Genomic DNA, 21,388 nt, shown 5'->3' with positions numbered 1-21,388 from the left:
TATGAGACAGGGGTTTAAACCCCTGTCGGACTGTCGGACTAATGGCACACCCTACAAAATTACCAATGACTGATGACTTGTTAATTCTTTTACGTGGTTGGCGAGGGTGAAGGTGTGCTGTTTTTGGTAGGTTGCTCTGGCTTAGTTTTCGGATCTGGTTTTGGTGGTGGCGGCGGAGGGAAAGTAGCCGCGCGTCTGGGTATTTGTAGCGCTGTTCGGAATGCAGAAGACGGGAAGAAAGCACTAAATTGAGACAGTCGATGGGCGATGGGTTCGGGCGCATATTCCCACAAGCTTTCGTAGTAGAAGAAAGCGGCGCCTAAGCCGTATTGTTGGACTGCTTGCACCTGAGATTTAATTTGCTGAATCGGTACTGGGTTATTTCTCAAACCTGTCATAATCCCAACTCCGGTGGGAATCTTTTGCTGTGCTTCTTGCATTTCTGGACGGTTAATCTTGCCCACAAATGATTCTAAATTGGGACGGTACACTTGCACGATTAGCTCGTCGGCAATATCCAAACGCACCCAAGTCAGCCAATCTTGTAGATGATGTTTGTAAGCAAACTCGTAGTAATTGGGAGAAATTGAGAAAATTGCATTGGGCTTGACTGCTTTGACGGCTTGATTTAGCTGCGACATAAAAGCGGTGATTTTATTGGCTCGCCACTGCACCCATGCTGGATTTTGAAAATCTTTGGGCGGCGCTTTTTTGGTTTCTTTGGTATACAAAGCAATTGTGTAGTCATCGTATCCAAATTCCGACGGCAAACTCATGTGGTCGTCAAATTGAATGCCGTCTGCGTTGTATTGAGTGGTGATTTCTAGTACGAGTTCGGTAATGAATTGCTGAACTTCGGGATGAAAGGGATTGAGCCAAACTACTTCGCCGCCCGCGCCGTTTGATGTTTGGCTGCCATCTTGTTTTTGTGTCAGCCAATCGGGATGATTTAAGGCTAATTCTGAGGTGGGAGGAGCCATAAAACCAAACTCAAACCAAGGAATTACTAGCAGGCCTTGGCGGTGAGATTGAGCGATTAAATCGGCGATCATATCTTGTCCCTCTAACCCTCTGTAAACAAAGGGTTGAATATCTCTTTGCTGCGCTACATTGCTGGGATACATTGCATAGCCCGAATTCCAGACAACGGGATAGATTGTGTTGAAATTTAACCGTTTTAGTTTGCTGACAGCATCTCCTAGTTTGCGACGATCTCTGAGGATGTCTTTGTCGTTTGTCGTCATCCAAACGCCACGAATCTCCTGGCGGGGTTGCTGGGCGATCGCCGGAATGAAGTTGTTCGCCAGCAATACTATAATGAATGAGAGGGCAAACAGAAGCGGGAAAAGAGTTTTAATCGATCGCTGCCAACTGCGCGGAATGATGCGTAATGTCATAGTTTTGAATGGTGAGTTAGCTATTGAAACACACCCCGACATAATTTGGTGATAAAATTTGCTCGCTCTACAGTCTACAGCCATTGGCGCTGAATGTGGAATCGGTTAACTGAAATGGGTGAATTGATGTTATGCGATCGCAACTGAACTCCGTATAATCTCTGAGACAGAGGGTAAGTGACAGCATTCTGTCTAACTGCTGGGAAATCATTAATTACGCACTGCCAGCTCTCCTTACCGGACTGTGCTGCCCAATGAGTGCGAGTGCTGTAGAATATCGGTGCTGGAATATTTCGATCGAACATCTGTAATTGTGAAAGATTTAGTGTTAATTGGTGGCGGTCACAGTCATGCTATCGTATTAAAAATGTTCGGTATCAAACCGCTGCCGGGAGTGCGTTTAACTTTGATTAGCGACGTGCTGCACGCGCCTTATTCGGGAATGCTGCCGGGACACGTTGCCGGGTTTTACGATTATGATGAATGTCACATCGATTTGCGATCACTCGCGGAATTTGCCGGATGTCAAATATTAATCGATCGGGCGATAGCGATCGACCTTAACAAAAATTTAGTTATTTGTCAAATTCACCCTCCGGTTAATTTTGATGTGCTTTCGGTGGATATCGGCAGCACTCCTGCGGCTTTATCTGTACCGGGTGCTGCTGAATATGCAATTGCAGCTAAACCCGTACCGGAGTTTTTAGCTAGCTGGAATCAGTTAATTTCAGAAAGGCAAAACTCTCTCCAAAAACCGCTGCGGATCGCCATTGTAGGGGGCGGTGCAGGTGGCGTAGAATTAGCATTAAATATACAATCTCGATTGGGGAAGGAAGAGGGGTTCGGCAACGGATTGTGTAACGGATTTAACGGATTTAACGGATGGGGATTCAGGGAAGAGGGAAGGGGGAAAAAAGAAGAAGAACTAGAAATACATTTGTTTCACAGCGGTGCTGAATTGATGCAGGGACACAATCAGCGGGTGCGCCGACGCCTTCAAGAAATTCTCATCAGTCGCGGCATTCAATTGCATTTAAAGGAAAAAGTCTGTGCTGTAAAAAAGATTGAGAGGGAAACCAATCCTCAATTCCCTACCAATTACCAAATTTCCTGTAAATCAGGTTTAGAATTAGAGTGTGAGATTATTTTTTGGGTGACACAAGCATCGGCAGCCAATTGGATAAGAGAATCCGGTTTAGCAGCCGACTCAAACGGCTTTATGGAAGTCAACGATTGCCTACAATCAGTCTCTCACCCCAACGTATTTGCGGCTGGAGATATCGCTGCGATGGTTAATTATCCCCGTCCCAAAGCAGGCGTGTTTGCCGTGCGTCAGGGCAAACCGCTGTTTGAAAACTTGCAGCAGTTTTTATTGGAAAAACCGCTGAAACCCTTTGCACCGCAGGAACAATACTTAGGGTTAATTGGTACTGGGAATAAAAGGGCGATCGCATCTCGCGGCAATTTCATGTGGGAATCATGGGTGTTGTGGTATTGGAAAGATTGGATCGATCGCCAATTTATGCAACAATTTAGCAATCTGCCCAAAACAGGCGATACCAAATAGCAAGACATTCAGATATTCTCCTCTCTTCCTCTGCGTCCTCTGCGGTTAATAAAAAAGTGTTATTCAAAAACGCTTTAAGATTGTTATAGTAATATCAGAAGTAAAGAAAACTAACTATGTTCAGGAAAATTGGATTTGGGCTGCTTTGGATTGCATTTATCACCTACGCCTTTGTATTTGCACCACCCGACAGTCCAGAAAAAACCATCACACTAATTACCAATATTTCCACAGGCAAAATAGCAGACATCAACCCTTTAATTGTAGCGTTATTCAACCTCATGGGAGTCTGGCCGCTCATCTACAGTTGTGTCTTATTTGCTGACGGCAGGGGGCAGAAAATACCTGCATGGCTATTTGCCACTTTATCCTTTGGCGTCGGCGCCGTTGCCTTGCTGCCTTATTTAGCCCTGCGCGAACCGAATCCTGAATTTCCCGGTCATAAAAATATCTTTTTAAAGATATTAGACTCCCGTTTTACTGGAATTTTCTTAACATTAGCTGCGGGTGGTTTAGTTGCCTTTGGCTTGACAAACGGCGATTGGTCTGATTTTATTCAGCAGTGGCAGACTAGCCGCTTTATCCATGTAATGAGTTTAGATTTTTGTATGCTTTGCCTACTATTTCCTGCCTTATTAGGAGACGATATGGCGCGCCGAGGAATGCAAAACTCTACAGCATTTTGGGCAGTAACATTAGTACCGCTGTTCGGGCCGTTGGCTTATCTGTGTACGCGCAAACCGCTGCCGGAAACTAATACTAAAACTGTTACAAATTAGACAGCAGTGCTGGTAATTTTCAGTTTAATGTAGGAATCCATCACAAGTAATCAGACAAGAAACAGGCAAGATTCCTGTTTCACAATAAGTAAGTAAGTTTTATTGTGGCGTTGGCTTCTAGCCCGCACATGAAACACTGATTACAAATAGTGCCAAATCTGAGTATTAATGTAAATAATTATCTCCCAGTCTCTAGCAAATGAAAAAATTTCCGATTGTTGGTATCACAACATACAACCGCTGTCCAGCAGGCGAATATCGCTTAAATGGAACTTATATTGATGCAGTTCAGGCTGCTGGTGGCATTCCGATTTTACTGCCGCCCAATCAATTAGATCCGGCTAGTATTTTTGATGCAGTAGATGGTTTGATTTTGTCCGGGGGCGGAGATATCAACCCAGAACTTTATGGCGGTTATGTCGATCACACAGTTTACTCAGTTAATGCAGAACGCGACAATTTTGAATTAAGCTTAGCAAAGCTAGCTTTGAAGGCTGACATACCTGTGTTGGGGATTTGCCGGGGAATGCAAATGTTGAACGTAGCCAGCGGTGGCAGTTTGGTGATTCACGTACCGGATGCTTACGGAAATGAGGTTAATCACGGATCGGGAATTCCCCCGCGTGCGATCGAGCATACCATTGAAATTGAGCCAACCAGTCGGCTAGCAAAAATTATGGGAAAAACTTCAACAACCGTTGTTTCCTGGCATCATCAAGCAGTGAGGAAAGTAACATCCGATTGGCAAATAGTAGCGAATGCACCTGACACTTTGGTAGAAGCAATGGAACACTGCTATCACCCTTGGATGATAGCAATTCAATGGCACCCCGAAATGTCCCCAAACTGTTCATTCAACTCTCGAATTTTTCAGGCTTTCGTAGAAGCAGCAGCTTCAAGATTTATGAATTCTACCAAGTCAGACTCAAAGGCAATTCCTACATTTTTATAGTCACTTATTCTTGATAGTCAGTATCTATTTCAATATCCAGGGTATCTTCGTCTATTCTGACATACAGAACATTGGGGCGACAGCAAACCTGACAATCTTCGATATAAGATTGTTCCATACCACCGCTGATATCAATAAAAGTTGTACTCGGTTCGCCGCAGAAAGCACAGTAATATTCAGCCGTTGTTTGCATCTTTCTCGCACTCTATTTTTGTGACTTCGTGGCGGTAGCGAAACATATCTGTTAATCGCATTTCCACCCACCAACCTAACAACAAATCGACAATCGGGCCGCCCGGTATCGAAAATGCGATCGCATCTGTCAATCTAGTCTTGCCATTTTCTGAGGTAAACTCGTGTCGGTGAGTCCAACGTGCCATCGGCCCCTCAGTTTGTTCATCAACAAACAAGCGATATTGTTCGCACTGAGTGTGAGTCGCCACCCATTTTACAGGAATCGGCCCCAATAACAGGCGAAATTCTGATACAGCACCCACATCGAGTCCCCCTTCGCGGCGAATGATTTTCACCGGTTGCCAAGGCGGAGTCAAAAGTTGCAGAATGTCCGGCCTTTCGTGAAAGTTCCAAACTGTTTCCACGCTCGAATTAATTAGGGATGAATATCGAAAATTAGGCATTTTCTAGATTAAGTTAAACAGTTATTTCCGATCGCGTTTCAGCATTTGCAGTATTATCCTCTGTATCCGTACAAACAGCAACAGTTAGTTTCAATCCCAAAGCATTCAGCCAAGTGCCCAGATTGTAAATCGCATCATTTCCTTGCTGCGATAGCAATTCATCCAGTTTTTTTAATTGCAATTCATATTGTTCGGGAGACATCTGCTGTTTGCCAAGAGCTTCTGCTACATTGCTAAGTACCACTTTTAGCAATTCGGTTTCCGGGTTTTCTTCTTCAAAAAAAGCCTCTAGATACATCGCAGAATCTATTGGCTTTTTGAGAGATTCTATTAAAAAGGGATGGTAAGGTAAACTTTTAGGCATTATCTTCACTCCTGTAATCAGTCCAGTATTTGATAGCTTGCTGTATGTCTCGGTCTTGAGTGCTTTTATCCCCGCCTATTAAAAGCAGGATAATAGTTGTGCCGACTTGTCCGAAATAGATTCGGTATCCAGGGCCATAATCTATTTTTAATTCATAGACTCCTTCTCCAACAAATCGATAATCTCCGAGATTGCCGAGTTGAACTCTGTCTAATCTCAACCTAATTCTAGCTTTAGCTTTGCCATCTCGGAGAACATTAAACCATTCCTCGAAAGGCACTCTGTTGTCTGGCGTAGTATAACGCTGAATTTCTTTCGGTTGGACTTCAGGCATAATTGTATTATAGTATGTCGCTCCTCATCTTATCTTGAACCGGTTGCCAAGGCGGAGTCAAAAGTTGCAGAATATCCGGTTTTTCGTGAAAGTTCCAGACTACTTCAACGGTGGCATTAATCAGCGACGAGTAGTTAAAATGGGGCATAGTATCGTTGCGCTAGACAGTTAAGTGCGATCGCGTTTCAGCATTTGCAGTATTATCCTCTGTATCAGTACAAACAGCAACTGTTAGTTTCAATCTTTCGCATCCGCTATTTCTTAACTCGTCAACTGCAAATCCTTCGTCCTAAAATGACTCGTCGCCTCAGCCAAATGCTTCTTCAAAGTCGCCTCCGGTAGTGGCCCTTTTAAATGACTCCAAGGCAAAACCCGATCCAATTCCCACTCTTGAAAAACATAAAAATCCATCTCCGGCAACTGTCCCCGCAACTCCTTAAACGCCCGCCTATAACTCCCCAAAGTATCGCCGTAATGCCGCACTAATTCTAACAGCCGAGACAACCGCCGATCGCCCTTTGACAACAAACCCTGAATTACCGACCAGTTATAGCTTTCAGGTCTAAATTCTAAACCTAACTTACGCAATTCTTTATCTAAAAACTTCAGCCTCTTCTCCGCATCTTTATTCACTCCAAACCACTGAAAAGGAGTGTGAGATTTCGGAACAAAAGTGCTGCATCCCAGAGTCAACCGCAAACCGGGAACAGCTTTTCTAATCGCCCGCATCATCGCCACCGTCTCCTCTAAATCCTCCATTTCTTCGCCGGGAATTCCCGCCATCCCGTAAAGTTTAATTCCCTTTAAGCCACCAGCTTTAGCATTGATAGCAGCTTGAATAATTTCGTCATTGGTGAGTTTTTTGTTAACGATTTTGCGGAGGCGATCGCTCCCACTTTCCACCGCAATAGTCACAGATTTGCTGTCTCTGTTGGTCAATATTTCTGCCAATTTAACTGTCACCGTATTCGTCCTTACCGAAGAAAGACTCAGCCGCACGCCGTCGTATTTCGGATGATTCAAATGATCCAGCAACGCTTCAAATTCGGGGTGCTGAGTGACCGAAGCACCCAACAAACCCAAACGATTAGTCACAGCTAAACCGCGATCGATCGCCGGAATTAACGAATCCTCCAAACTCGCAGTTCTAAACGGCAAAGTCAGATAACTTGCCAAACAAAAACGGCACATTTCTGGACAACTCCGAACCACTTCCACCATGTAAATATTTTCCCAAGCCGCTTTTTCTGTCACCACAGTGGAAGCAGATAAAGTATTGCCGCGGTACGTCTGTTTTTCAACCATACTGGGAATTTCTGAATCGACAGGCTGAATCGATTTAATCCCCTCAGTCGCATCCAGATAAGTTACTTCGTACAAACTGGGGACGTAAACTCCCGGAACTTGGGCTAAATGCCGCAATTTAGTTGGTCTGTCGGCGGTACGGACTTGTTTATAAGCATCAATAAAATTGTCAATGAGATGTTCGCCATCTCCCAGCAAAATCACATCAAAAAAATCGGCAAAAGGTTCTGGATTCGCAGTAAAAACCGGGCCGCCCCCGAATACTATCGGATGATTATCAGTTCGTTTTGACGCCCAAATCGGAATTTCGAGAGATTCCAATAAATTTAGAATATTTACATAGTCTAGTTCCCAAGAAAGCGAAAATCCCAGTAATTCTGGATTTCGGGGAAGTAGTTCGCTGATATCAGTAAATAAACGGCCCACTTCAATATCCGATCGCACAGCCAAAGTGGCCCACACTATCTGATAGCCGAGACTGGTAATACCCACCGTGTACTCGTTGGGAAAAGCAAAAATAGTCGGGATAGCATCAGCATCGGGGGTTGCTGGGACAAATAGTAAGCGTTCTTGAGCAAATGGATTAGGAGTCATCCGATTTTAGATTTTAGATTTTAGATTTTAGATTTTAAATTTTAAATTTTAAATTTAAAATTTAAAATTTAAAATTTGGGAATTTATCCCACGGATAAACCCGGGAGTTTGTGACCAAATTGCTTGTGATCACGGGCAAGTTTAGCCTTAGCACTAAAAAATTTAATTATAGCTCATAAATGACTCTAACTTTAAGTTGATACCTATACCTTTTGACAGCAGACAACGGACAAATGACGGAAAGCAATTGGTGGCGATGCCCCTAGCTTTGTTAGTGGATAAGCAAAAAAAAGCTCCGCACCCGATAAACCTGAGAACGGTACAGCCCATGGATGGGTTAATCTAAAATCTAAAATCTAAAATCTAAAATTGATTGACTTCTTAAAAGTTACTCTTAAATAGAATCGCGATCGTCCTGAGTTCTCGGAGTAGTCGGAGTAGGTGGTGCACTGTGAAAAGTTGCAATCAGCAAACAGATAATCCCAGCATTAATAAACACATCAGCTAGATTAAAGACGGGGAACCGAATCAGCCGAAAATCGATAAAATCTACAACATGGCCCGAAACAAATCGATCGATCCCGTTCCCCAGTGCTCCACCTAAAATCAAACCGTAGCCAGCTTGTTCCCAGCGGTTAATTCGCGGCCCGAACCAAGCCAGCACAATCAATCCCACACTAACGCCCAAAGACAGCCAGCGCAACCAAATCGCCCCGCCATTGCTGAACAGACTAAAAGCCGCACCGGTATTAACAACATAAGTGAAGTGAAACACTCCGGGTAACAGCGGCTGTGTCTGCGGAGGAACCGTCAAGTCAAAATTTTGTACCACCCAAAACTTAGTCAGGTGGTCTAAAACTAAACTTATAGCAGCAGCAATCCAGAACAAGGGATTTCTTTTAAAACGCATGGATTAAGCAATAGAAAAGGGGGCATCGGGCATGGGATAATTTACTCAAATTTCGCTGGTTATTGTCAGCAGAATGCAGTGCAGCAAAGCAATCCCAGCCGCAGCGAGATGACTCTCCCGCTGGGCAATGATAGTATAACCTTATTTGACACAACTACCAATCCCCGATTACCGATTACCAATTCCCAATTCCCAATTCCCAATTCCCCAATTAATTAATAAAACATCAAGCGGCGTAAAGTAAATGACAGGACTGCGATCGCACAAACTACCGCCAATTGTCCCGGCAGGGGATAAACCGAATATTTAAGAATCTCATCGAATAAAGGTGTTGTTTTTGCCGGAGGTAGCCAGTAAGTAAAAATTAGATAAATTAAGCCGATCGCGTGAACAGTGAACAAACCGCATAAACAGCTAAAAGCCATAGATTCCAGCCGCGAAGCCACCTTAAAAGCTACCCAACCGCACACCCAAGCACCAGGCACAAAACCCAGCAAATACCCAAAACTCGCTTCTTTGAGATAGCCGATGCCGCCGCCTTGAGAAAAAACTGGCCACAAAGTTAATCCTAATGCCAAATAAGCAATTTGCGAGAGAGCCGCAGCATTTTTACCCCCCATGCAGCCTACTAGCAAAACGGCTCCAATTTGATAGGTAACACCTAAAGAGTACGCCTGAAGTCCTCGATCGTCCCACAACCCAATCGGAATTGTGACAGATGCAGGCAAAAAAGTGCCTCCTATCGTCAGGAGCAAACCAATAACAGCCCAGATTAATTCAATAGGAGCAGGCATTATCATCAAACGGCATTCGTCAGAAGGTATAAGGCAGAAGGCATTTGTCAGAGGCAAGCTTCAATGCCCGCAGGTTTTAAATTCTTAATACTAGCACTACTCTCAAAATAACCACCATTGTATGGTTTTCTGGCTCTCAAGCCTCGATCTTGTGATAATTTAATGAGGAATTTTTCGCGATCGGGCGATCGACTGCTTGTTTCCGTAGCTCGGTCTCTGCTATATACCTTATATATTGACACTTGTCAAGCTCATATATAACATTAATAATATTAATTAATATTAAATTGCCATAAAGTGTAAAGATTCTTAACCTAACCTTTACTTTTGCGCGCTATGCTGATGCGGGACACCCATATAACGATCGCAGATTTTTTATACCTATGCTTTTTCGTCTCAACTTGATTAATTCAAACCGTCTGACTACTGCAATTTCCGCTATGGCGATCGCCCTGAGTTTAGCAGCTTGCGGCGGTGGCAGCACAACCACAAGCAGCAGCCCCAGCCCCGGCGACACCGCAGCATCCCCCGGCGCATCTCCCGTTGCAGCCACCGGCACAGCGGAAAACACCAAACTCGCCCTAGCCTCAGACGTAGCCATCACCGCAGCCGGCGCCTCATTCCCCGCCCCTCTGTACCAGCGTTGGTTTCAAGACTTCAACAAAATCAACCCCAAAGTACAAATTAACTATCAATCAGTAGGCAGCGGCGCCGGAGTCGAACAATTTACCAAAGGCACAGTAGACTTTGGGGCCAGCGACACCGGCATGAAAGACGACGAAATCGCCAAGGTTCCAGCCGACAAAGGCGTGATCTTGCTGCCCATGACAGCCGGCAGCATCGTCATCGGCTACAACCTGCCAGACTTAACCGAACCACTGAAACTGCCACGGGATGTTTACGCAGATATCTTCGCCGGTAAAATTACCAACTGGAACGATCCCAGAATTGCAGCCGCCAACCCGGCCGCTAAATTGCCAGACCAAGCCATCACCATCGTCCACCGTTCCGACGGTAGCGGTACCACCGCCGTCTTTACCAAACACCTGAGTGCCATCAGCCCCGACTGGAAAAGTGCAGTAGGCGACGGCAAAACAGTACAGTGGCCCGTAGGCGTAGGCGCAAAAGGCAACGAAGGCGTCACAGCCCAAATTCTGCAAACTGTAGGCAGCCTCGGCTACATAGAATACGGCTATGCCAAAAACAACAATGTCAAATTTGCATCTTTGGAAAACAAAGCAGGCAGCTTTGTCGCACCTACCGACGAATCAGCTTCTCAAGCTTTAGCAACTGTGCCCATGCCGGAAAACCTGCGAGCATTTATCGAAGACCCCGAAGGCGCTCAATCCTATCCAATAGTGACCTACACTTGGATGCTGGTCCCCAAAACAGTTACTGACCCCAACAAAGCCAAAACTATCGAGGCAATGGTTGAATACGGCTTGAATGAAGGTCAAAAAGTTAGTTCCGAATTGGGCTACGTTCCTCTGCCCCAAAGCGTTAAAGAAAAAGTAGCCGCGGCCGCGGACGGCATCAGCCCAGATTACAAAATTGAGGTTGCCAAATAGTAACTCTTGACTGTTGATTGTTGTCCGTTGTCAGAGGGAAAAAAGCCCTTCGGCATTGCGCGTGCGGGTAAAAATCAGCAAGAATGAAGAGAGATATTTCTGTGGGGCGGGTTTTACCAGAAATATTTGTTAAAAAGTCAGGGGATTAATAAATCCGCCCCTCTTCTATGTAACAATCGGTGCATCTGTGTAGGGGTGGGTTTGACCAGAAATACTTGTTGAAAAGTCAGGGAATTAATAAACCCGCCCCTCTTTGATTTTATTTATGGTCTTTCTTTCTGCTTCGTTCTAGCTTTTTCCGAAACAGGCTATTTTCGGCTACTATATATTTGGTTTTTTTTCTATGATTTCAGATAATAACAGCGCTCAATCACAGACCCGATCGCGCTCTCAAGCCGAAAAGTCCTTAGACCAAGGCTTTATCTGGCTGACCCGGATTTTGGGGATAGGAGTAGGTGTAATTTTGCTGGTAATCGCGCTCACCGTTGCTTATCGGGCTTTACCGGCCATTCAACAGTACGGTTTGGGCTTTCTGTTTGGCAGTAGCTGGAATCCGGTTAAAGAAGAGTACGGTGCGCTGCCGATGATTTACGGGACGATCGTCAGTTCGGCGATCGCGCTCCTAATTGCAGTACCATTAGGAGTAGGGACTGCCATTTTCTTGAGCGAGGACTTTCTGCCATTACCAGTGCGTACAGCTTTGGTTTTTTTAGTAGAACTTTTAGCCGCCATTCCCAGCGTAGTCTACGGTTTGTGGGGAATTGCTGTATTGATTCCCATGATTACCACTCTCGGCAAGTTTCTCAACGGCACTTTCGGATGGCTGCCGATTTTTAGCACCTCGCCAGTGGGGCCGGGAATGTTACCAGCCGGAGTAATTTTGGGAATCATGACTTTGCCCATTATTACTGCTATCTCCCGCGACTCATTGGCAAGTCTCCCGCCCGACTTGCGGCAAGCATCTCTAGGTTTAGGAGCTACTCGCTGGACAACAATTTTTAGAGTGCTCGTACCGGCGGCTTTTTCCGGCATTGTCGGCGGAATTATGCTTGGGCTCGGTCGCGCCATGGGAGAAACAATGGCTGCAACTCTGTTAATTGGTAATTCCAATCAGTTAAGTCTTTCTGTGCTAGCTCCGGCAAATACTATTGCTTCTCTGATGGCAAATCAGTTTGCGGAAGCCTCCGGGTTGCAAATAGCAGCTCTGATGTACACTGGGCTTATTCTGTTTATTATGACACTGATTGTTAATATTTTGGCAGAGTGGATTGTTTCTCAAGTAAGAGCGAAGTACAACTAGAAGTTTGCCGCCATTTCCTACATATTTTTAGTTTATGTCAAATAGCGTCTCCGATGAGAATCCTTTGGTATCAAAAACAGGCAGTTTAAAGAAGGTTAAAAACAGCCCGCAAGCGCTGTTTAGTCTGGGGATGACTCTACTGGCTGGAGCTAGTCTGGCCATCACTCTGCTGCCTTTGTTTGCAGTGCTTTCCTACGTCACCGTACAAGGTTTTAATCGCCTGAATTTAGACTTGTTTACCAAGCTGCCACCGCCGCCCGGACTATCGGGAGGGGGTATTGCTAATGCAATTCTCGGTACATTGATGACGGTGGGAATTGCTTCTTTAATTGCTGTTCCTTTTGGTGTATTGGCCGCCGTTTATTTGTCGGAGTTCAGCAGCGGTCAAGTAGCTCGCTGGGTACGTTTTGCTACTAATGTCCTCAGCGGCGTTCCTTCGATTATTGCCGGGGTATTTGCCTACGGTTTGTTCGTGGTAAATATGGGAGGTTTTTCGGCAATTGCAGGGGGTGCGGCGCTGGCTGTGCTGATGTTGCCCACGATTGTGCGGACTACTGACGAAGCTCTACAAATCGTCCCACAAGATATTAGATGGGCGTCGGTTGGTGTGGGTGCTTCTAATTATCAAACGGTTTTGCAGGTCGTTTTGCCTGCGGCAATTCCGGCTATTTTAACGGGTGTGACTCTGGCAATTGCTCGCGCTGCTGGAGAAACTGCTCCTTTGATTTTCACGGCGCTCAATTCGCCTTTTTGGCCGGCAGGATTTGATAAGCCAACTCCGAGTCTTTCGGTTTTGGTGTACAACTTTGCAACGGTTCCTTTTAAGGCACAGAAAGAATTAGCCTGGGCGGCATCTTTAATTTTGGTGATTATGGTTTTGCTGACGAGTATTCTTTCTCGCTGGGCTACTCGCCAAAAAGTTTATTGAAGGAAGAAGATTTTTCAACTTGGCGAATGGGTAAAAAGAAGGAAGAAGGAACATTTTCCCCATCTCCAACTTTCTCACTCTCATCTTCTCCTTATTTTGTAAATTTCGATTGGATACTTACCTGTATGATGATGGATTTAGACAAGCAAACGGAAACAGTTTTACGGACAGAGAATATCAATATTTTTTACGGCGCTTTTCACGCGGTTAAAAATGTTTCAATGGAGATTCCTAAAAATCGCATTACTGCCTTGATTGGGCCGTCTGGCTGCGGTAAAAGTACAATTTTGCGATGTTTTAACCGTCTCAATGATTTAGTTAGCGGTTTTCGTTTAGAGGGTAGAATTGATTACCACGGTCAAAATCTTTACGATCCTGATATTGATGCTGTGGCGGTGCGCCGCAAGATTGGGATGGTGTTTCAAAAGCCGAATCCTTTCCCGAAGTCGATTTATGACAATATTGCTTACGGTGCGAGGGTGAACAATTATAAGGGGGATATGGATGAGCTGGTGGAAAAATCGCTCAGCCAAGCTTATTTGTGGGATGAGGTGAAGGATAAGTTAAAGCAAAGCGGTTTTTCTCTTTCGGGTGGCCAGCAGCAGCGTTTGTGTATTGCTAGGGCGATCGCGATTAATCCTGATGTAGTGTTAATGGATGAACCTTGCGCTTCTCTTGACCCGATTTCTACGATTAAGATTGAGGAGTTGATGCGGGAACTCAAGGAGAAGTATACGATTGTGATCGTTACTCACAATATGCAGCAGGCTTCTCGGGTTTCTGACCTAACTGCTTTTTTCAATGCTAAACTTTCTGACGATGGGAAGCGGTTTGGCTATCTTGTGGAGTGTGACAAGACTGAGGTAATTTTCCAAAGTCCGAAGGAAGAGTCTACTTTAGATTATGTGAGTGGCCGTTTTGGTTGATTCCCCGACAAGTTGAAACAATCGGGCTACACAAACTCTCGTCCCTCTTTAAGGGATGAAAAGAATTTAATTTGCTGAGTATTGTAACGACAAAAAAAACTGCGTAAAACTTTTGTCAATTTAGAATCCCGCTTTCTTGGAGGAAGCGGGATTCTGGATTTTATGATTAAAAGCTCGATCGTACTTTTTGCAGATACAAGCCGCTGATTTTTGTGAAGAAATGCTCGAAGAGTTCACATATTCTTCATCCAATGCTTTAACAGGTTTTCTTTGACCATGTTTTGCCGCATAACTTCGAGCAAGTATTCCTGAGCTTGGTCTTGGCTTAACCTTTTGACTTCTTCGCGCAGCACTTGAAGTTTGAACTGCTGTTCCATGCTGAGGCTGGTTGTAGGCATATCCATAAATCGCTCCTCCAGTTTGCTGAGATTGATGCGAAATTGATCGGAATGACGTTTCGCAGGATTTGTTGTGTCTCCTACATTGTAAACTATCATAACATTCGCTTGACAATATGTCCAAAGTAGACATTTTGAGACTAATTTGTGTAGCAAAAGTACATCTAAGTGGGGGGAGCTCTATCATAAAAAGGCGTCAACACCGGGAAGCATAAGCCAAAGGAGCTAGTTCGTATGGATGCAATGGAGTTTTTTCAAAGCAGTGCTGGGGAGTGGCGTTCTCAGCGCAGCACTCACCACCTCGCTTTCCGTCAAGCGGAGATTGGGGATTCAAATATTCAGGTAACGGCGCTGGGTGCGGATGACGCGAGAGTCGCCGAGATTTGCAAGATGCACGAAGTCGATCCGAGCCGGGCTGCTGGGGGGGCTTTTGTGACCTGGCACGGCTCGATGGCATGGGATAAGGATGATGAGAATCATAAAGGGTCTACCGTGTTCGCGATCGTCCCCGATCCTGAAAATCCCCGACAGGGCTTGATGTTGCGGGAACGCGGCTATGCGGAAATTGTGCCGGTGGCTGGCCGTTTTGAGATGGATGATGAGGATGGGCTGCTGCTGATTACCGAATACGAGACGATGAGTTCGATCGAGCGTTTCTGGTTTGCTAATCCGAACGTGCGGATGCGGACGAGTACCGTAAAGCGCTTTGGCGGTTTCAGCACATCGACTTTTTGTACCGAAATTCGGGTGCAACCAGACTCGGATGCAACATCAGAAGCAGCAGGAGATCAAGTGGCCGGCAGCGAGTTTTATTCGGCTCTGGGTTGGTAATTTATTTGACTGTGAACGGTTGACTGTTTACGGTTGACTGTTTACGGTTGACTAAAATCTGCCAACTGCCCACTGCCAACTGCCCACTGACAACAGTCAACAAATGTTACAGATTGTTGCAAAAATTCAGGAAAATCAGATTTAGATTGCGGGAATCCCCTAATCTGTATGTTGGTTAGTTGTATCCGTTTTGCTGGCAGCTCACGGTGTCAACTATTTCTGAAATTTGAGATAACGGAGATTTTAACGTGGCGCTTCCTTTATTAAGCTACGCCCCCAAGAGCCAAAACCAGCGCGTTGCTGGTTATGAAGTGGGGAGCGACGAGCAGCCGAGAATTTTCACAACTGAAAATGTGCTCTCGTCTGGAGACATCGAAAATTTGATTTGGGCTGGATATCGCCAGATTTACAGCGAACACCAAATCCTCAAGAGCAACCGCCAAAAGTCTTTGGAGTCGCAACTCAAGTTCGGCCAAATTACTGTGCGGGACTTTATTCGCGGTTTGGCGACTTCTTCTCCTTTCTTGGAGCGGAATTATCAAACTAACAGCAATTACCGGTTTGTGGAAATGTGCGTGCAGCGCATTTTGGGCCGGGATGTGTACAGCGAGCGCGAAAAGATTGCTTGGTCGATCGTGGTAGCAAATAAGGGGCCTCAAGGCTTTATTGACGAGTTGGTCAATAGCGAAGAGTACCTGGATAAGTTCGGCTACGATACAGTACCTTACCAGCAGCGCCGAATTTTGCCTCAGCGAGTTGGAGGGGACACTCCTTTCAACTTGAAAACGCCCCGCTACGGTGAGTACCACCGTTCGCAGCTTGGCTTCCCGCAAATCATCTGGCAGACAAGTGTCCGCCGTTTTGTTCCTCAAGAACAGCAGGCGAAGGCTGGCGATCCGTCGAACTATTTGAGTATGGCGCGCAATATGCCCCTGCCTGCTACTGCGCCGCAGCGCGTGCCTCTAGCTAATATCAATATCGAGACGATGGTTCCCCGTCGCCGGTAATTGATGCTGTCCTGATGCGATTATTTGTGTCGGGCGATCAACTGAATCGATCGGCTTTTAGGCTGAGAGAGTTTTGAGTCTTGAGTTTTGAGGTTTGAGTTTTTTGATAAACTTGGAATCCAAAACTCGGGACTCATAATTTTTTGTCATTAGTCATTAGTCATTAGTCATTAGTCATTAGTCATTAGTCATTAGTCATTAGTTATTAGTCATTCGTCATTAGGAAGAAAAATAATTCGACCTTTTCCCATTGTTAACTATAAGTACATAGGTGCATTTATGCAGCCGCAATATAACGAAGGTGCTGGAAAACCATTGCGTCGCCATGCTAAACAGCTTCGTACCAAAGCCTTATACAGGTACGGTGCCGCAACAGGGTTGGTGTTGTTGCCACTGCTGGTATACGCGGTAGCACCTTTTGCTCCTTTATTTTTGGTCGCGGCTCTTGTGATAGCGGCATTAATCGCCCTTCCGTTCATTGAGGACGGGAAAACGTTTTGGAAGTCGTCTCAGAGATTTGACCAAGGGGCGTGTGGTGAAGAAAAGATTCAGCAAGTTTTGGAGTCCCTAATCCAATCTGGATGGATAGCTGAGTACAATTTAAGATTGCCGCAAGTAGGGGATATCGATGTGTGGCTGCGATCGCCTAAAGGAGTCAATTTTATCCTTGATGTGAAGTCTCACTCAACCGTAGTTCTGTTGGATGGCGATGTGCTCAAGCGTCTATCTTACGGGAAATTGAGAGATTTTGAGAAAGATTTTCTGGCACAGATTGCCAAAGAAGTCATGGCTATCAAAAAAGCTAAAAAGTTAACCAAGGTCACTCCAGTAGTTGTATTTAGCGATGCCAAAGTTAGTTTTAGCAACAAAAAGAAGATTAGGGGTGCTTACGTCATGGAACTGGGCAATCTGGTGTCAGGGTTGCAAGAACTCGATCGTACCTATAAAAGTAGATAAGATTAAGAGAAATCAGATAAACGCCTACATCGATATGTTGGACATCAACAAATTTGCACAGAACAGTACCATCCCCGACTTGCACTAGCATCTAAGTGATACTTGTGCTATTAAAAAAAGTTAAGGTAGAAACAATATCCTGGAGGGAATATTGAACAAAGCAATCAAGGTAGATAACATTCTCAACGCCTGATGGCGACTTGTCATAACAGCTTTGGCGACTGCTATACCACTTATCAAATGTGAGATCGCAGGCGCAATATTTTCAACAAGGTATTGAATTGATCTGGTAAAGGTGCGATCGCCTCTATTAATTCTCCGGTTACAGGATGCTGCAAAGTCAGCCGCCATGCGTGGAGGGCTTGTCCTGTTAAATTGACGCCGATAGAACGGTTGGAACTGTACATCGGATCGCCGACAATGGGATGTTTTATTTCGGCTGTATGCACGCGAATTTGATGGGTGCGGCCGGTTTCTAATTGATAGTGCATTAAGCAATAGTTGCCGATTCTTTCTTTGATTGTCCAGTGAGTAACTGCGGGGCGACCGCCTTTTTCTACTGGTACTACCGCCATTTTTTTGCGGTCTGTGGGATGCCGCCCGATGGGTAGGTCTATTGTGCCTGTTTCGGTGTTGGGAGCCCCGTAAACTATGCCTAAATATTCGCGGCGGGCTGTTTTAGTTTTGAGTTGGGCTTGCAGGTGTTGGTGGGCTATGTCGGTTTTGGCGATCGCGATCGCACCTGTTGTATCTTTGTCTAATCTGTGTACGATTCCCGGCCGCTGAACTCCGCCTATTTCTGCTAGGGGACAGTGCGCTAACAAAGCGTTGACTAATGTACCGTCTGCGTGTCCGGCGGCTGGGTGGACGACTAATCCGGCTGGTTTGTTGATGATAATTAGGCTGTCATCTTCGTACAGAATGTCGAGGGGAATTGCTTCGGCCTGCAACTTTGTGGGCTGGGCTTCGGGTAATGTGAGGTGGATGCGATCGCCCGTTTTTACTGATATTTTTTTCGAGGTGCAGGTTTCGTCGTTGACTTTAACGTTACCTTGTGATATCAGGCTTTGGATTCGCGATCGGGATAAGTCCGGTATCTGGTTTGACAGCCAAATATCTAATCGCTGATTGACATTACTGCGATCGAATTCCTCTGTATTTTCTACTGTGTAAATCTGTGCCGCAGTGTCTGTTTCTATCATTTACTTTTTACTATTTTTTGCCAAGTGTGTAAAGCAAATATCTTAATCATAACATCTGTGAGTTAGTTCGCGATCGCACGGGTAGCGAGAAACCGGGTTTTTTCACAGCAATACTTCCTTTAGACCCGCAGATTCGGTAAAAAACCCGGTTTCTTGGATAGGAGTGGTTAAGTCGTTTGAGTATAATCGTCTATTCTATCGACAATTGTCGCAGTGGCCACAGCGCATTGATTTAGCTTCCTTGGCAAACCCAAAAGCTTGCAGCAAAAATTGCCACCTGCACTCGCGATGTTTGAGATATTTTGCCATTTCTTCCGCTGCGGTAAAATTTGATTTTTCCGCTTTTTGCTGGGGAGATTTATTAATCGCATAATTAAAAGGATCTTGCCATGTTAATTGTCCGCTGCTGTGCAAGATTGAAAGGGCGATCGCACTTTCGGGAAATTCGCGGGAAACAGCTTCTATATCGCCTTTAACAGGCAGTTTATTAGCTAATTGCTGAGCTTCTCGGTATTGCGATCGTAATTTATCTTGAAAAAATTCCTTTCTTTGTTTATCTTCGGGATAAAGCAAACCCGTCGGTTCGCTAATCAATGTCAGGGCGATCGCCGATTTGCCGTCGCGTCCGCCTCTACCAATTTCCTGAATGTATTCCGATAATAGCAAAGGTGCTTGATAATGAACAACCCACCGGACATCAGGCTTATTAATTCCCATACCGAATGCTGAGGTACAAGTCACGAATTTAATCTCATTGTTCAGCCACGCTGTTTCTATTTTTCGCCGTGATTCTGGACTTAAACCTGCATGATATGCTGCTGTTTCATAACCTGCTGCTTCCAACAAATTCGCCAAGTTTTCGCTATCTTTTCTAGTGCGGACATAGACTAAACCTGCTTGTTTTGGTCGAGCTTTAATAAAATTTAATAACTGCTGTTTGCGTCCTCTCGGCGTCCAGACTGTTTGCACTTGCAGGTGCAGATTAGAACGGTAGGGACTTAGCAAAAATGCTTCTGGTTTTTGCAGTTGCAAGACATTTTTGATTGTCTGCTGTGCTTCCGGGTTGGCGGTAGCGGTGAAAGCGGCGATCGCAATTTTACTACCTTCCGGCTTGGTTTTCAATAAAGCCGAGCGCACTGCGCCCAAACGGCGGTAAGCTGGTCGGAATGTATCGCCCCACTGCACTAAACAGTGAGCTTCATCTAATATTAAACCATTGATTTGGATGTGGGGCTGACTGATAATTTCCCAAACAGGTTTGCTGAGTAATGTTTCGGGAGACAGGTACAGTAATCTTAATTTGTTTTGTTGCAGCGACTGCATAGTTTGTCGGCGCTGCGCTGTTGGCAATTGACTGTGGAGGAGGGAAGCGGGTAAATTGCGATCGCGCAATTCTTGCACTTGATTTTCCATCAGTGCCACTAACGGCGAAACTACCAAAGTTAAGCCTGTTTGTAACAAAGCTGGCAGTTGAAAGCAGATTGATTTGCCGCCACCTGTCGGCATAATTATAAGTGTATCTTTTCCGGCTAATAAACTGCCGACGATTTCTCCTTGGGGCGGGCGAAAGTCGTCGTATCCCCAAATTTTTTTAAATGTGGCGCGGGCTTGGTTTAAGGATGTTAATTCGGGTTGAAAGTTCATTTGACTGAGTTAAAAAACTTGTATGGTTTCGCCACAACTAACGAATTTTGGGCAAATTCGGATCTTTTCGACAAGTCGAGAGTGGTAATTGTTCACCACCTTGTATCGTGGTAATTCTCATTCGATTTCTATCTGTCACCACATTTAAACAAGCACAGCCATATCCATAGTTAACATTAGTTTTGACATATTCATCGTCGTTAAAAGGAGGAATGTTGTTCATTCCTCGGGCTTGATATCCCCCTTGCACCGAGATAGTCCACTGAGCATCTTTGTCTTTGAGATACCAATTAGCCGGCGTGGGATTTATTAACCATCCGCACCTGGTTTCAGCCGCTTTCGCAGGCATAACAACGATCGAAAAAGATGAGATGATTGCAGCAGTTATCAACCACTTTAGTTTCATAGCTTTATATCCTCATTTTTGAGCGACAATCATACAGGAATTACGCGCTTCGAGAAAAGAAACAGAAACCTGGTTTTTTAGCGAATCTGCGGGTGACAACGAAATATTGTCGCAAAAACCAGGTGTCTAACTACCTGCGTGTAAGTCCTGTCCAAAATCCAAAATCCAAAATCCCCTAAGACTCCTCGCCGTCTCGGCGGCCGAGCTCGTACACGCCGCCACCTATACAGGCGATCGTACCCATAGATACCGCCCAACCAGTACCCAGAGAAAATTCTACGCCCCAATTGCACAGCCCCCCCACAATCAAAAAGGGTAGAATGCTCAACAGCGAAGCGTAAAACGCATTTTGGGCTTCTCTGGCTTGGCGGGTTCTTTCAAACTCGGCTTCCGAGGTGTAGAGGGATCTCTCGGCAAAATTCATCCAGCGGTTCAGTTGCAGGATTACCCATTCTGTGAGGGGCGACAAGCCCCAGTACAGGGCCAAAGACCACAAGGACGCACCGGCGATCGCAGTTGCGTCTATGGCAAAACTAAAGGGAAAAATTTCAGTTAGCATTGCTTGATATCTGTTATGAATTTGAGAT

The 21,388-nt window shown here is 45.2% G+C and carries 24 protein-coding genes and 1 pseudogene; 10 read left to right on the top strand and 15 right to left on the bottom strand.

What is annotated here, in order from left to right; translation table 11 throughout:
• Positions 1-89 precede the first annotated feature (89 nt).
• Positions 90-1,481 carry a glycoside hydrolase family 10 protein gene (locus QT979_RS02425; RefSeq protein WP_333307954.1) on the bottom strand — a complete coding sequence of 464 codons (1,392 nt, stop codon included), beginning with the start codon at positions 1,479-1,481 and terminating at the stop codon, positions 90-92.
• Positions 1,472-1,702 (bottom strand): hypothetical protein, encoded by a 231-nt coding sequence (locus tag QT979_RS02420; RefSeq protein WP_333307952.1) that lies wholly within the window; start codon positions 1,700-1,702, stop codon positions 1,472-1,474. Before QT979_RS02420 ends, QT979_RS02425 begins: the two co-directional genes overlap by 10 nt.
• Before the next feature lie 8 nt (positions 1,703-1,710).
• Between QT979_RS02420 and QT979_RS02415 the strand changes: the two genes are divergently transcribed.
• The 3 genes from QT979_RS02415 to QT979_RS02405 all read left to right on the top strand — a co-directional run bounded on the left by QT979_RS02415 (position 1,711) and on the right by QT979_RS02405 (position 4,695).
• Positions 1,711-2,964, top strand: coding sequence for an FAD-dependent oxidoreductase (locus QT979_RS02415; protein ID WP_333307950.1), 1,254 nt, complete (start codon positions 1,711-1,713; stop codon positions 2,962-2,964).
• Positions 2,965-3,080: 116 nt separating this feature from the next.
• Complete coding sequence (locus QT979_RS02410) at positions 3,081-3,743, top strand: DUF2834 domain-containing protein (RefSeq protein WP_333307948.1); 663 nt, start codon at positions 3,081-3,083, stop codon at positions 3,741-3,743.
• 199 nt (positions 3,744-3,942) lie between these two features.
• On the top strand, positions 3,943-4,695 hold the full coding sequence (locus QT979_RS02405; RefSeq protein WP_333215527.1) for a gamma-glutamyl-gamma-aminobutyrate hydrolase family protein: 753 nt from the start codon (positions 3,943-3,945) through the stop codon (positions 4,693-4,695).
• A 4-nt stretch (positions 4,696-4,699) separates the two neighbouring features.
• Here QT979_RS02405 and QT979_RS02400 read toward each other — a convergent pair whose 3' ends face one another.
• The 8 genes and pseudogenes from QT979_RS02400 to QT979_RS02365 all read right to left on the bottom strand — a co-directional run bounded on the left by QT979_RS02400 (position 4,700) and on the right by QT979_RS02365 (position 9,634).
• Entirely contained in the window at positions 4,700-4,888 is a 189-nt protein-coding gene (locus QT979_RS02400; RefSeq protein ID WP_333084521.1) for a CPXCG motif-containing cysteine-rich protein, read from the bottom strand.
• On the bottom strand, positions 4,872-5,333 hold the full coding sequence (locus tag QT979_RS02395; protein WP_333307945.1) for an SRPBCC family protein: 462 nt from the start codon (positions 5,331-5,333) through the stop codon (positions 4,872-4,874). The genes QT979_RS02400 and QT979_RS02395 overlap by 17 nt, the downstream gene beginning before the upstream one ends.
• 13 nt (positions 5,334-5,346) lie before the next feature.
• A complete protein-coding gene (locus QT979_RS02390) occupies positions 5,347-5,697 on the bottom strand; it encodes a transcriptional regulator (protein WP_333215523.1) in 351 nt (116 codons plus the stop codon).
• Positions 5,690-6,031: a type II toxin-antitoxin system RelE/ParE family toxin gene (locus tag QT979_RS02385; protein WP_333215521.1), complete on the bottom strand. Its 342-nt coding sequence runs from the start codon at positions 6,029-6,031 to the stop codon at positions 5,690-5,692. Before QT979_RS02385 ends, QT979_RS02390 begins: the two co-directional genes overlap by 8 nt.
• Positions 6,032-6,065: 34 nt before the next feature.
• Positions 6,066-6,179: pseudogene (locus QT979_RS02380) on the bottom strand (SRPBCC family protein); the annotation flags it as partial.
• Positions 6,180-6,292: 113 nt separating this feature from the next.
• Positions 6,293-7,930, bottom strand: a complete 1,638-nt coding sequence (locus QT979_RS02375; RefSeq protein ID WP_333307943.1) for a radical SAM protein — start codon at positions 7,928-7,930, stop codon at positions 6,293-6,295.
• A gap of 394 nt (positions 7,931-8,324) precedes the next feature.
• Complete coding sequence (lspA, locus tag QT979_RS02370) at positions 8,325-8,840, bottom strand: signal peptidase II (protein WP_333215517.1); 516 nt, start codon at positions 8,838-8,840, stop codon at positions 8,325-8,327.
• Positions 8,841-9,055: 215 nt separating this feature from the next.
• Positions 9,056-9,634, bottom strand: a complete 579-nt coding sequence (locus QT979_RS02365) for a biotin transporter BioY (RefSeq protein ID WP_333215515.1) — start codon at positions 9,632-9,634, stop codon at positions 9,056-9,058.
• Between the two features lie 383 nt (positions 9,635-10,017).
• Between QT979_RS02365 and pstS the strand changes: the two genes are divergently transcribed.
• The 4 genes from pstS to pstB all read left to right on the top strand — a co-directional run bounded on the left by pstS (position 10,018) and on the right by pstB (position 14,356).
• The gene (pstS, locus tag QT979_RS02360) at positions 10,018-11,202 is read left to right on the top strand and encodes a phosphate ABC transporter substrate-binding protein PstS (protein WP_333215513.1); all 1,185 of its coding nucleotides are present in this window, start codon (positions 10,018-10,020) and stop codon (positions 11,200-11,202) included.
• Between the two features lie 343 nt (positions 11,203-11,545).
• Entirely contained in the window at positions 11,546-12,502 is a 957-nt protein-coding gene (gene pstC / locus QT979_RS02355; RefSeq protein WP_333215511.1) for a phosphate ABC transporter permease subunit PstC, read from the top strand.
• Between the two features lie 34 nt (positions 12,503-12,536).
• Positions 12,537-13,430 (top strand): phosphate ABC transporter permease PstA, encoded by an 894-nt coding sequence (pstA, locus tag QT979_RS02350; protein WP_333215509.1) that lies wholly within the window; start codon positions 12,537-12,539, stop codon positions 13,428-13,430.
• A gap of 125 nt (positions 13,431-13,555) precedes the next feature.
• Positions 13,556-14,356 carry a phosphate ABC transporter ATP-binding protein PstB gene (gene pstB / locus QT979_RS02345; RefSeq protein ID WP_333036858.1) on the top strand — a complete coding sequence of 267 codons (801 nt, stop codon included), beginning with the start codon at positions 13,556-13,558 and terminating at the stop codon, positions 14,354-14,356.
• Positions 14,357-14,589: 233 nt separating this feature from the next.
• On the opposite strand, the gene QT979_RS28940 is transcribed toward pstB, so the two are convergent.
• Positions 14,590-14,853: an NblA/ycf18 family protein gene (locus QT979_RS28940; protein WP_445242851.1), complete on the bottom strand. Its 264-nt coding sequence runs from the start codon at positions 14,851-14,853 to the stop codon at positions 14,590-14,592.
• Positions 14,854-14,988: 135 nt separating this feature from the next.
• On the opposite strand from QT979_RS28940, the gene QT979_RS02335 reads away from it, so the two are divergent.
• From QT979_RS02335 to QT979_RS02325, 3 genes are all read left to right on the top strand, one after another.
• Complete coding sequence (locus QT979_RS02335) at positions 14,989-15,585, top strand: phycobiliprotein lyase (protein ID WP_333215507.1); 597 nt, start codon at positions 14,989-14,991, stop codon at positions 15,583-15,585.
• Positions 15,586-15,833: 248 nt separating this feature from the next.
• A complete protein-coding gene (locus tag QT979_RS02330) occupies positions 15,834-16,592 on the top strand; it encodes a phycobilisome rod-core linker polypeptide (RefSeq protein ID WP_333307939.1) in 759 nt (252 codons plus the stop codon).
• A gap of 279 nt (positions 16,593-16,871) precedes the next feature.
• Positions 16,872-17,549, top strand: coding sequence for an NERD domain-containing protein (locus QT979_RS02325; protein WP_333307938.1), 678 nt, complete (start codon positions 16,872-16,874; stop codon positions 17,547-17,549).
• Between the two features lie 236 nt (positions 17,550-17,785).
• On the opposite strand, the gene QT979_RS02320 is transcribed toward QT979_RS02325, so the two are convergent.
• From QT979_RS02320 to QT979_RS02305, 4 genes are all read right to left on the bottom strand, one after another.
• The gene (locus tag QT979_RS02320) at positions 17,786-18,751 is read right to left on the bottom strand and encodes an RluA family pseudouridine synthase (RefSeq protein WP_333307936.1); all 966 of its coding nucleotides are present in this window, start codon (positions 18,749-18,751) and stop codon (positions 17,786-17,788) included.
• 195 nt (positions 18,752-18,946) lie between these two features.
• Complete coding sequence (locus tag QT979_RS02315) at positions 18,947-20,395, bottom strand: ATP-dependent DNA helicase RecQ (RefSeq protein WP_333307934.1); 1,449 nt, start codon at positions 20,393-20,395, stop codon at positions 18,947-18,949.
• Between the two features lie 37 nt (positions 20,396-20,432).
• Positions 20,433-20,801, bottom strand: a complete 369-nt coding sequence (locus QT979_RS02310) for a DUF4087 domain-containing protein (protein ID WP_333215497.1) — start codon at positions 20,799-20,801, stop codon at positions 20,433-20,435.
• Between the two features lie 175 nt (positions 20,802-20,976).
• The gene (locus QT979_RS02305; RefSeq protein ID WP_333215495.1) at positions 20,977-21,360 is read right to left on the bottom strand and encodes a hypothetical protein; all 384 of its coding nucleotides are present in this window, start codon (positions 21,358-21,360) and stop codon (positions 20,977-20,979) included.
• Positions 21,361-21,388 lie beyond the last annotated feature (28 nt).

Origin of the sequence: Microcoleus sp. w2-18bC1 (assembly GCF_036700365.1) — a bacterium.
GTDB lineage: Bacteria > Cyanobacteriota > Cyanobacteriia > Cyanobacteriales > Microcoleaceae > Microcoleus.
This window is presented reverse-complemented; position numbering and strand designations above follow the sequence as displayed.

Coding starts and splice junctions, on each gene's coding strand:
- QT979_RS02425 (WP_333307954.1), bottom strand. CDS start 1,481: ATGGCTGTAGACTGTAGAGCGAGCAAATTTTATCACCAAATTATGTCG.
- QT979_RS02420 (WP_333307952.1), bottom strand. CDS start 1,702: ATGTTCGATCGAAATATTCCAGCACCGATATTCTACAGCACTCGCACT.
- QT979_RS02375 (WP_333307943.1), bottom strand. CDS start 7,930: ATGACTCCTAATCCATTTGCTCAAGAACGCTTACTATTTGTCCCAGCA.
- QT979_RS02320 (WP_333307936.1), bottom strand. CDS start 18,751: ATGATAGAAACAGACACTGCGGCACAGATTTACACAGTAGAAAATACA.
- QT979_RS28940 (WP_445242851.1), bottom strand. CDS start 14,853: ATGATAGTTTACAATGTAGGAGACACAACAAATCCTGCGAAACGTCAT.
- QT979_RS02395 (WP_333307945.1), bottom strand. CDS start 5,333: ATGCCTAATTTTCGATATTCATCCCTAATTAATTCGAGCGTGGAAACA.
- QT979_RS02310 (WP_333215497.1), bottom strand. CDS start 20,801: ATGAAACTAAAGTGGTTGATAACTGCTGCAATCATCTCATCTTTTTCG.
- QT979_RS02400 (WP_333084521.1), bottom strand. CDS start 4,888: ATGCAAACAACGGCTGAATATTACTGTGCTTTCTGCGGCGAACCGAGT.
- QT979_RS02305 (WP_333215495.1), bottom strand. CDS start 21,360: ATGCTAACTGAAATTTTTCCCTTTAGTTTTGCCATAGACGCAACTGCG.
- QT979_RS02390 (WP_333215523.1), bottom strand. CDS start 5,697: ATGCCTAAAAGTTTACCTTACCATCCCTTTTTAATAGAATCTCTCAAA.
- QT979_RS02365 (WP_333215515.1), bottom strand. CDS start 9,634: ATGCCTGCTCCTATTGAATTAATCTGGGCTGTTATTGGTTTGCTCCTG.
- pstB (WP_333036858.1), top strand. CDS start 13,556: ATGATGATGGATTTAGACAAGCAAACGGAAACAGTTTTACGGACAGAG.
- QT979_RS02335 (WP_333215507.1), top strand. CDS start 14,989: ATGGATGCAATGGAGTTTTTTCAAAGCAGTGCTGGGGAGTGGCGTTCT.
- QT979_RS02385 (WP_333215521.1), bottom strand. CDS start 6,031: ATGCCTGAAGTCCAACCGAAAGAAATTCAGCGTTATACTACGCCAGAC.
- pstS (WP_333215513.1), top strand. CDS start 10,018: ATGCTTTTTCGTCTCAACTTGATTAATTCAAACCGTCTGACTACTGCA.
- pstC (WP_333215511.1), top strand. CDS start 11,546: ATGATTTCAGATAATAACAGCGCTCAATCACAGACCCGATCGCGCTCT.
- QT979_RS02405 (WP_333215527.1), top strand. CDS start 3,943: ATGAAAAAATTTCCGATTGTTGGTATCACAACATACAACCGCTGTCCA.
- lspA (WP_333215517.1), bottom strand. CDS start 8,840: ATGCGTTTTAAAAGAAATCCCTTGTTCTGGATTGCTGCTGCTATAAGT.
- pstA (WP_333215509.1), top strand. CDS start 12,537: ATGTCAAATAGCGTCTCCGATGAGAATCCTTTGGTATCAAAAACAGGC.
- QT979_RS02325 (WP_333307938.1), top strand. CDS start 16,872: ATGCAGCCGCAATATAACGAAGGTGCTGGAAAACCATTGCGTCGCCAT.
- QT979_RS02410 (WP_333307948.1), top strand. CDS start 3,081: ATGTTCAGGAAAATTGGATTTGGGCTGCTTTGGATTGCATTTATCACC.
- QT979_RS02315 (WP_333307934.1), bottom strand. CDS start 20,395: ATGAACTTTCAACCCGAATTAACATCCTTAAACCAAGCCCGCGCCACA.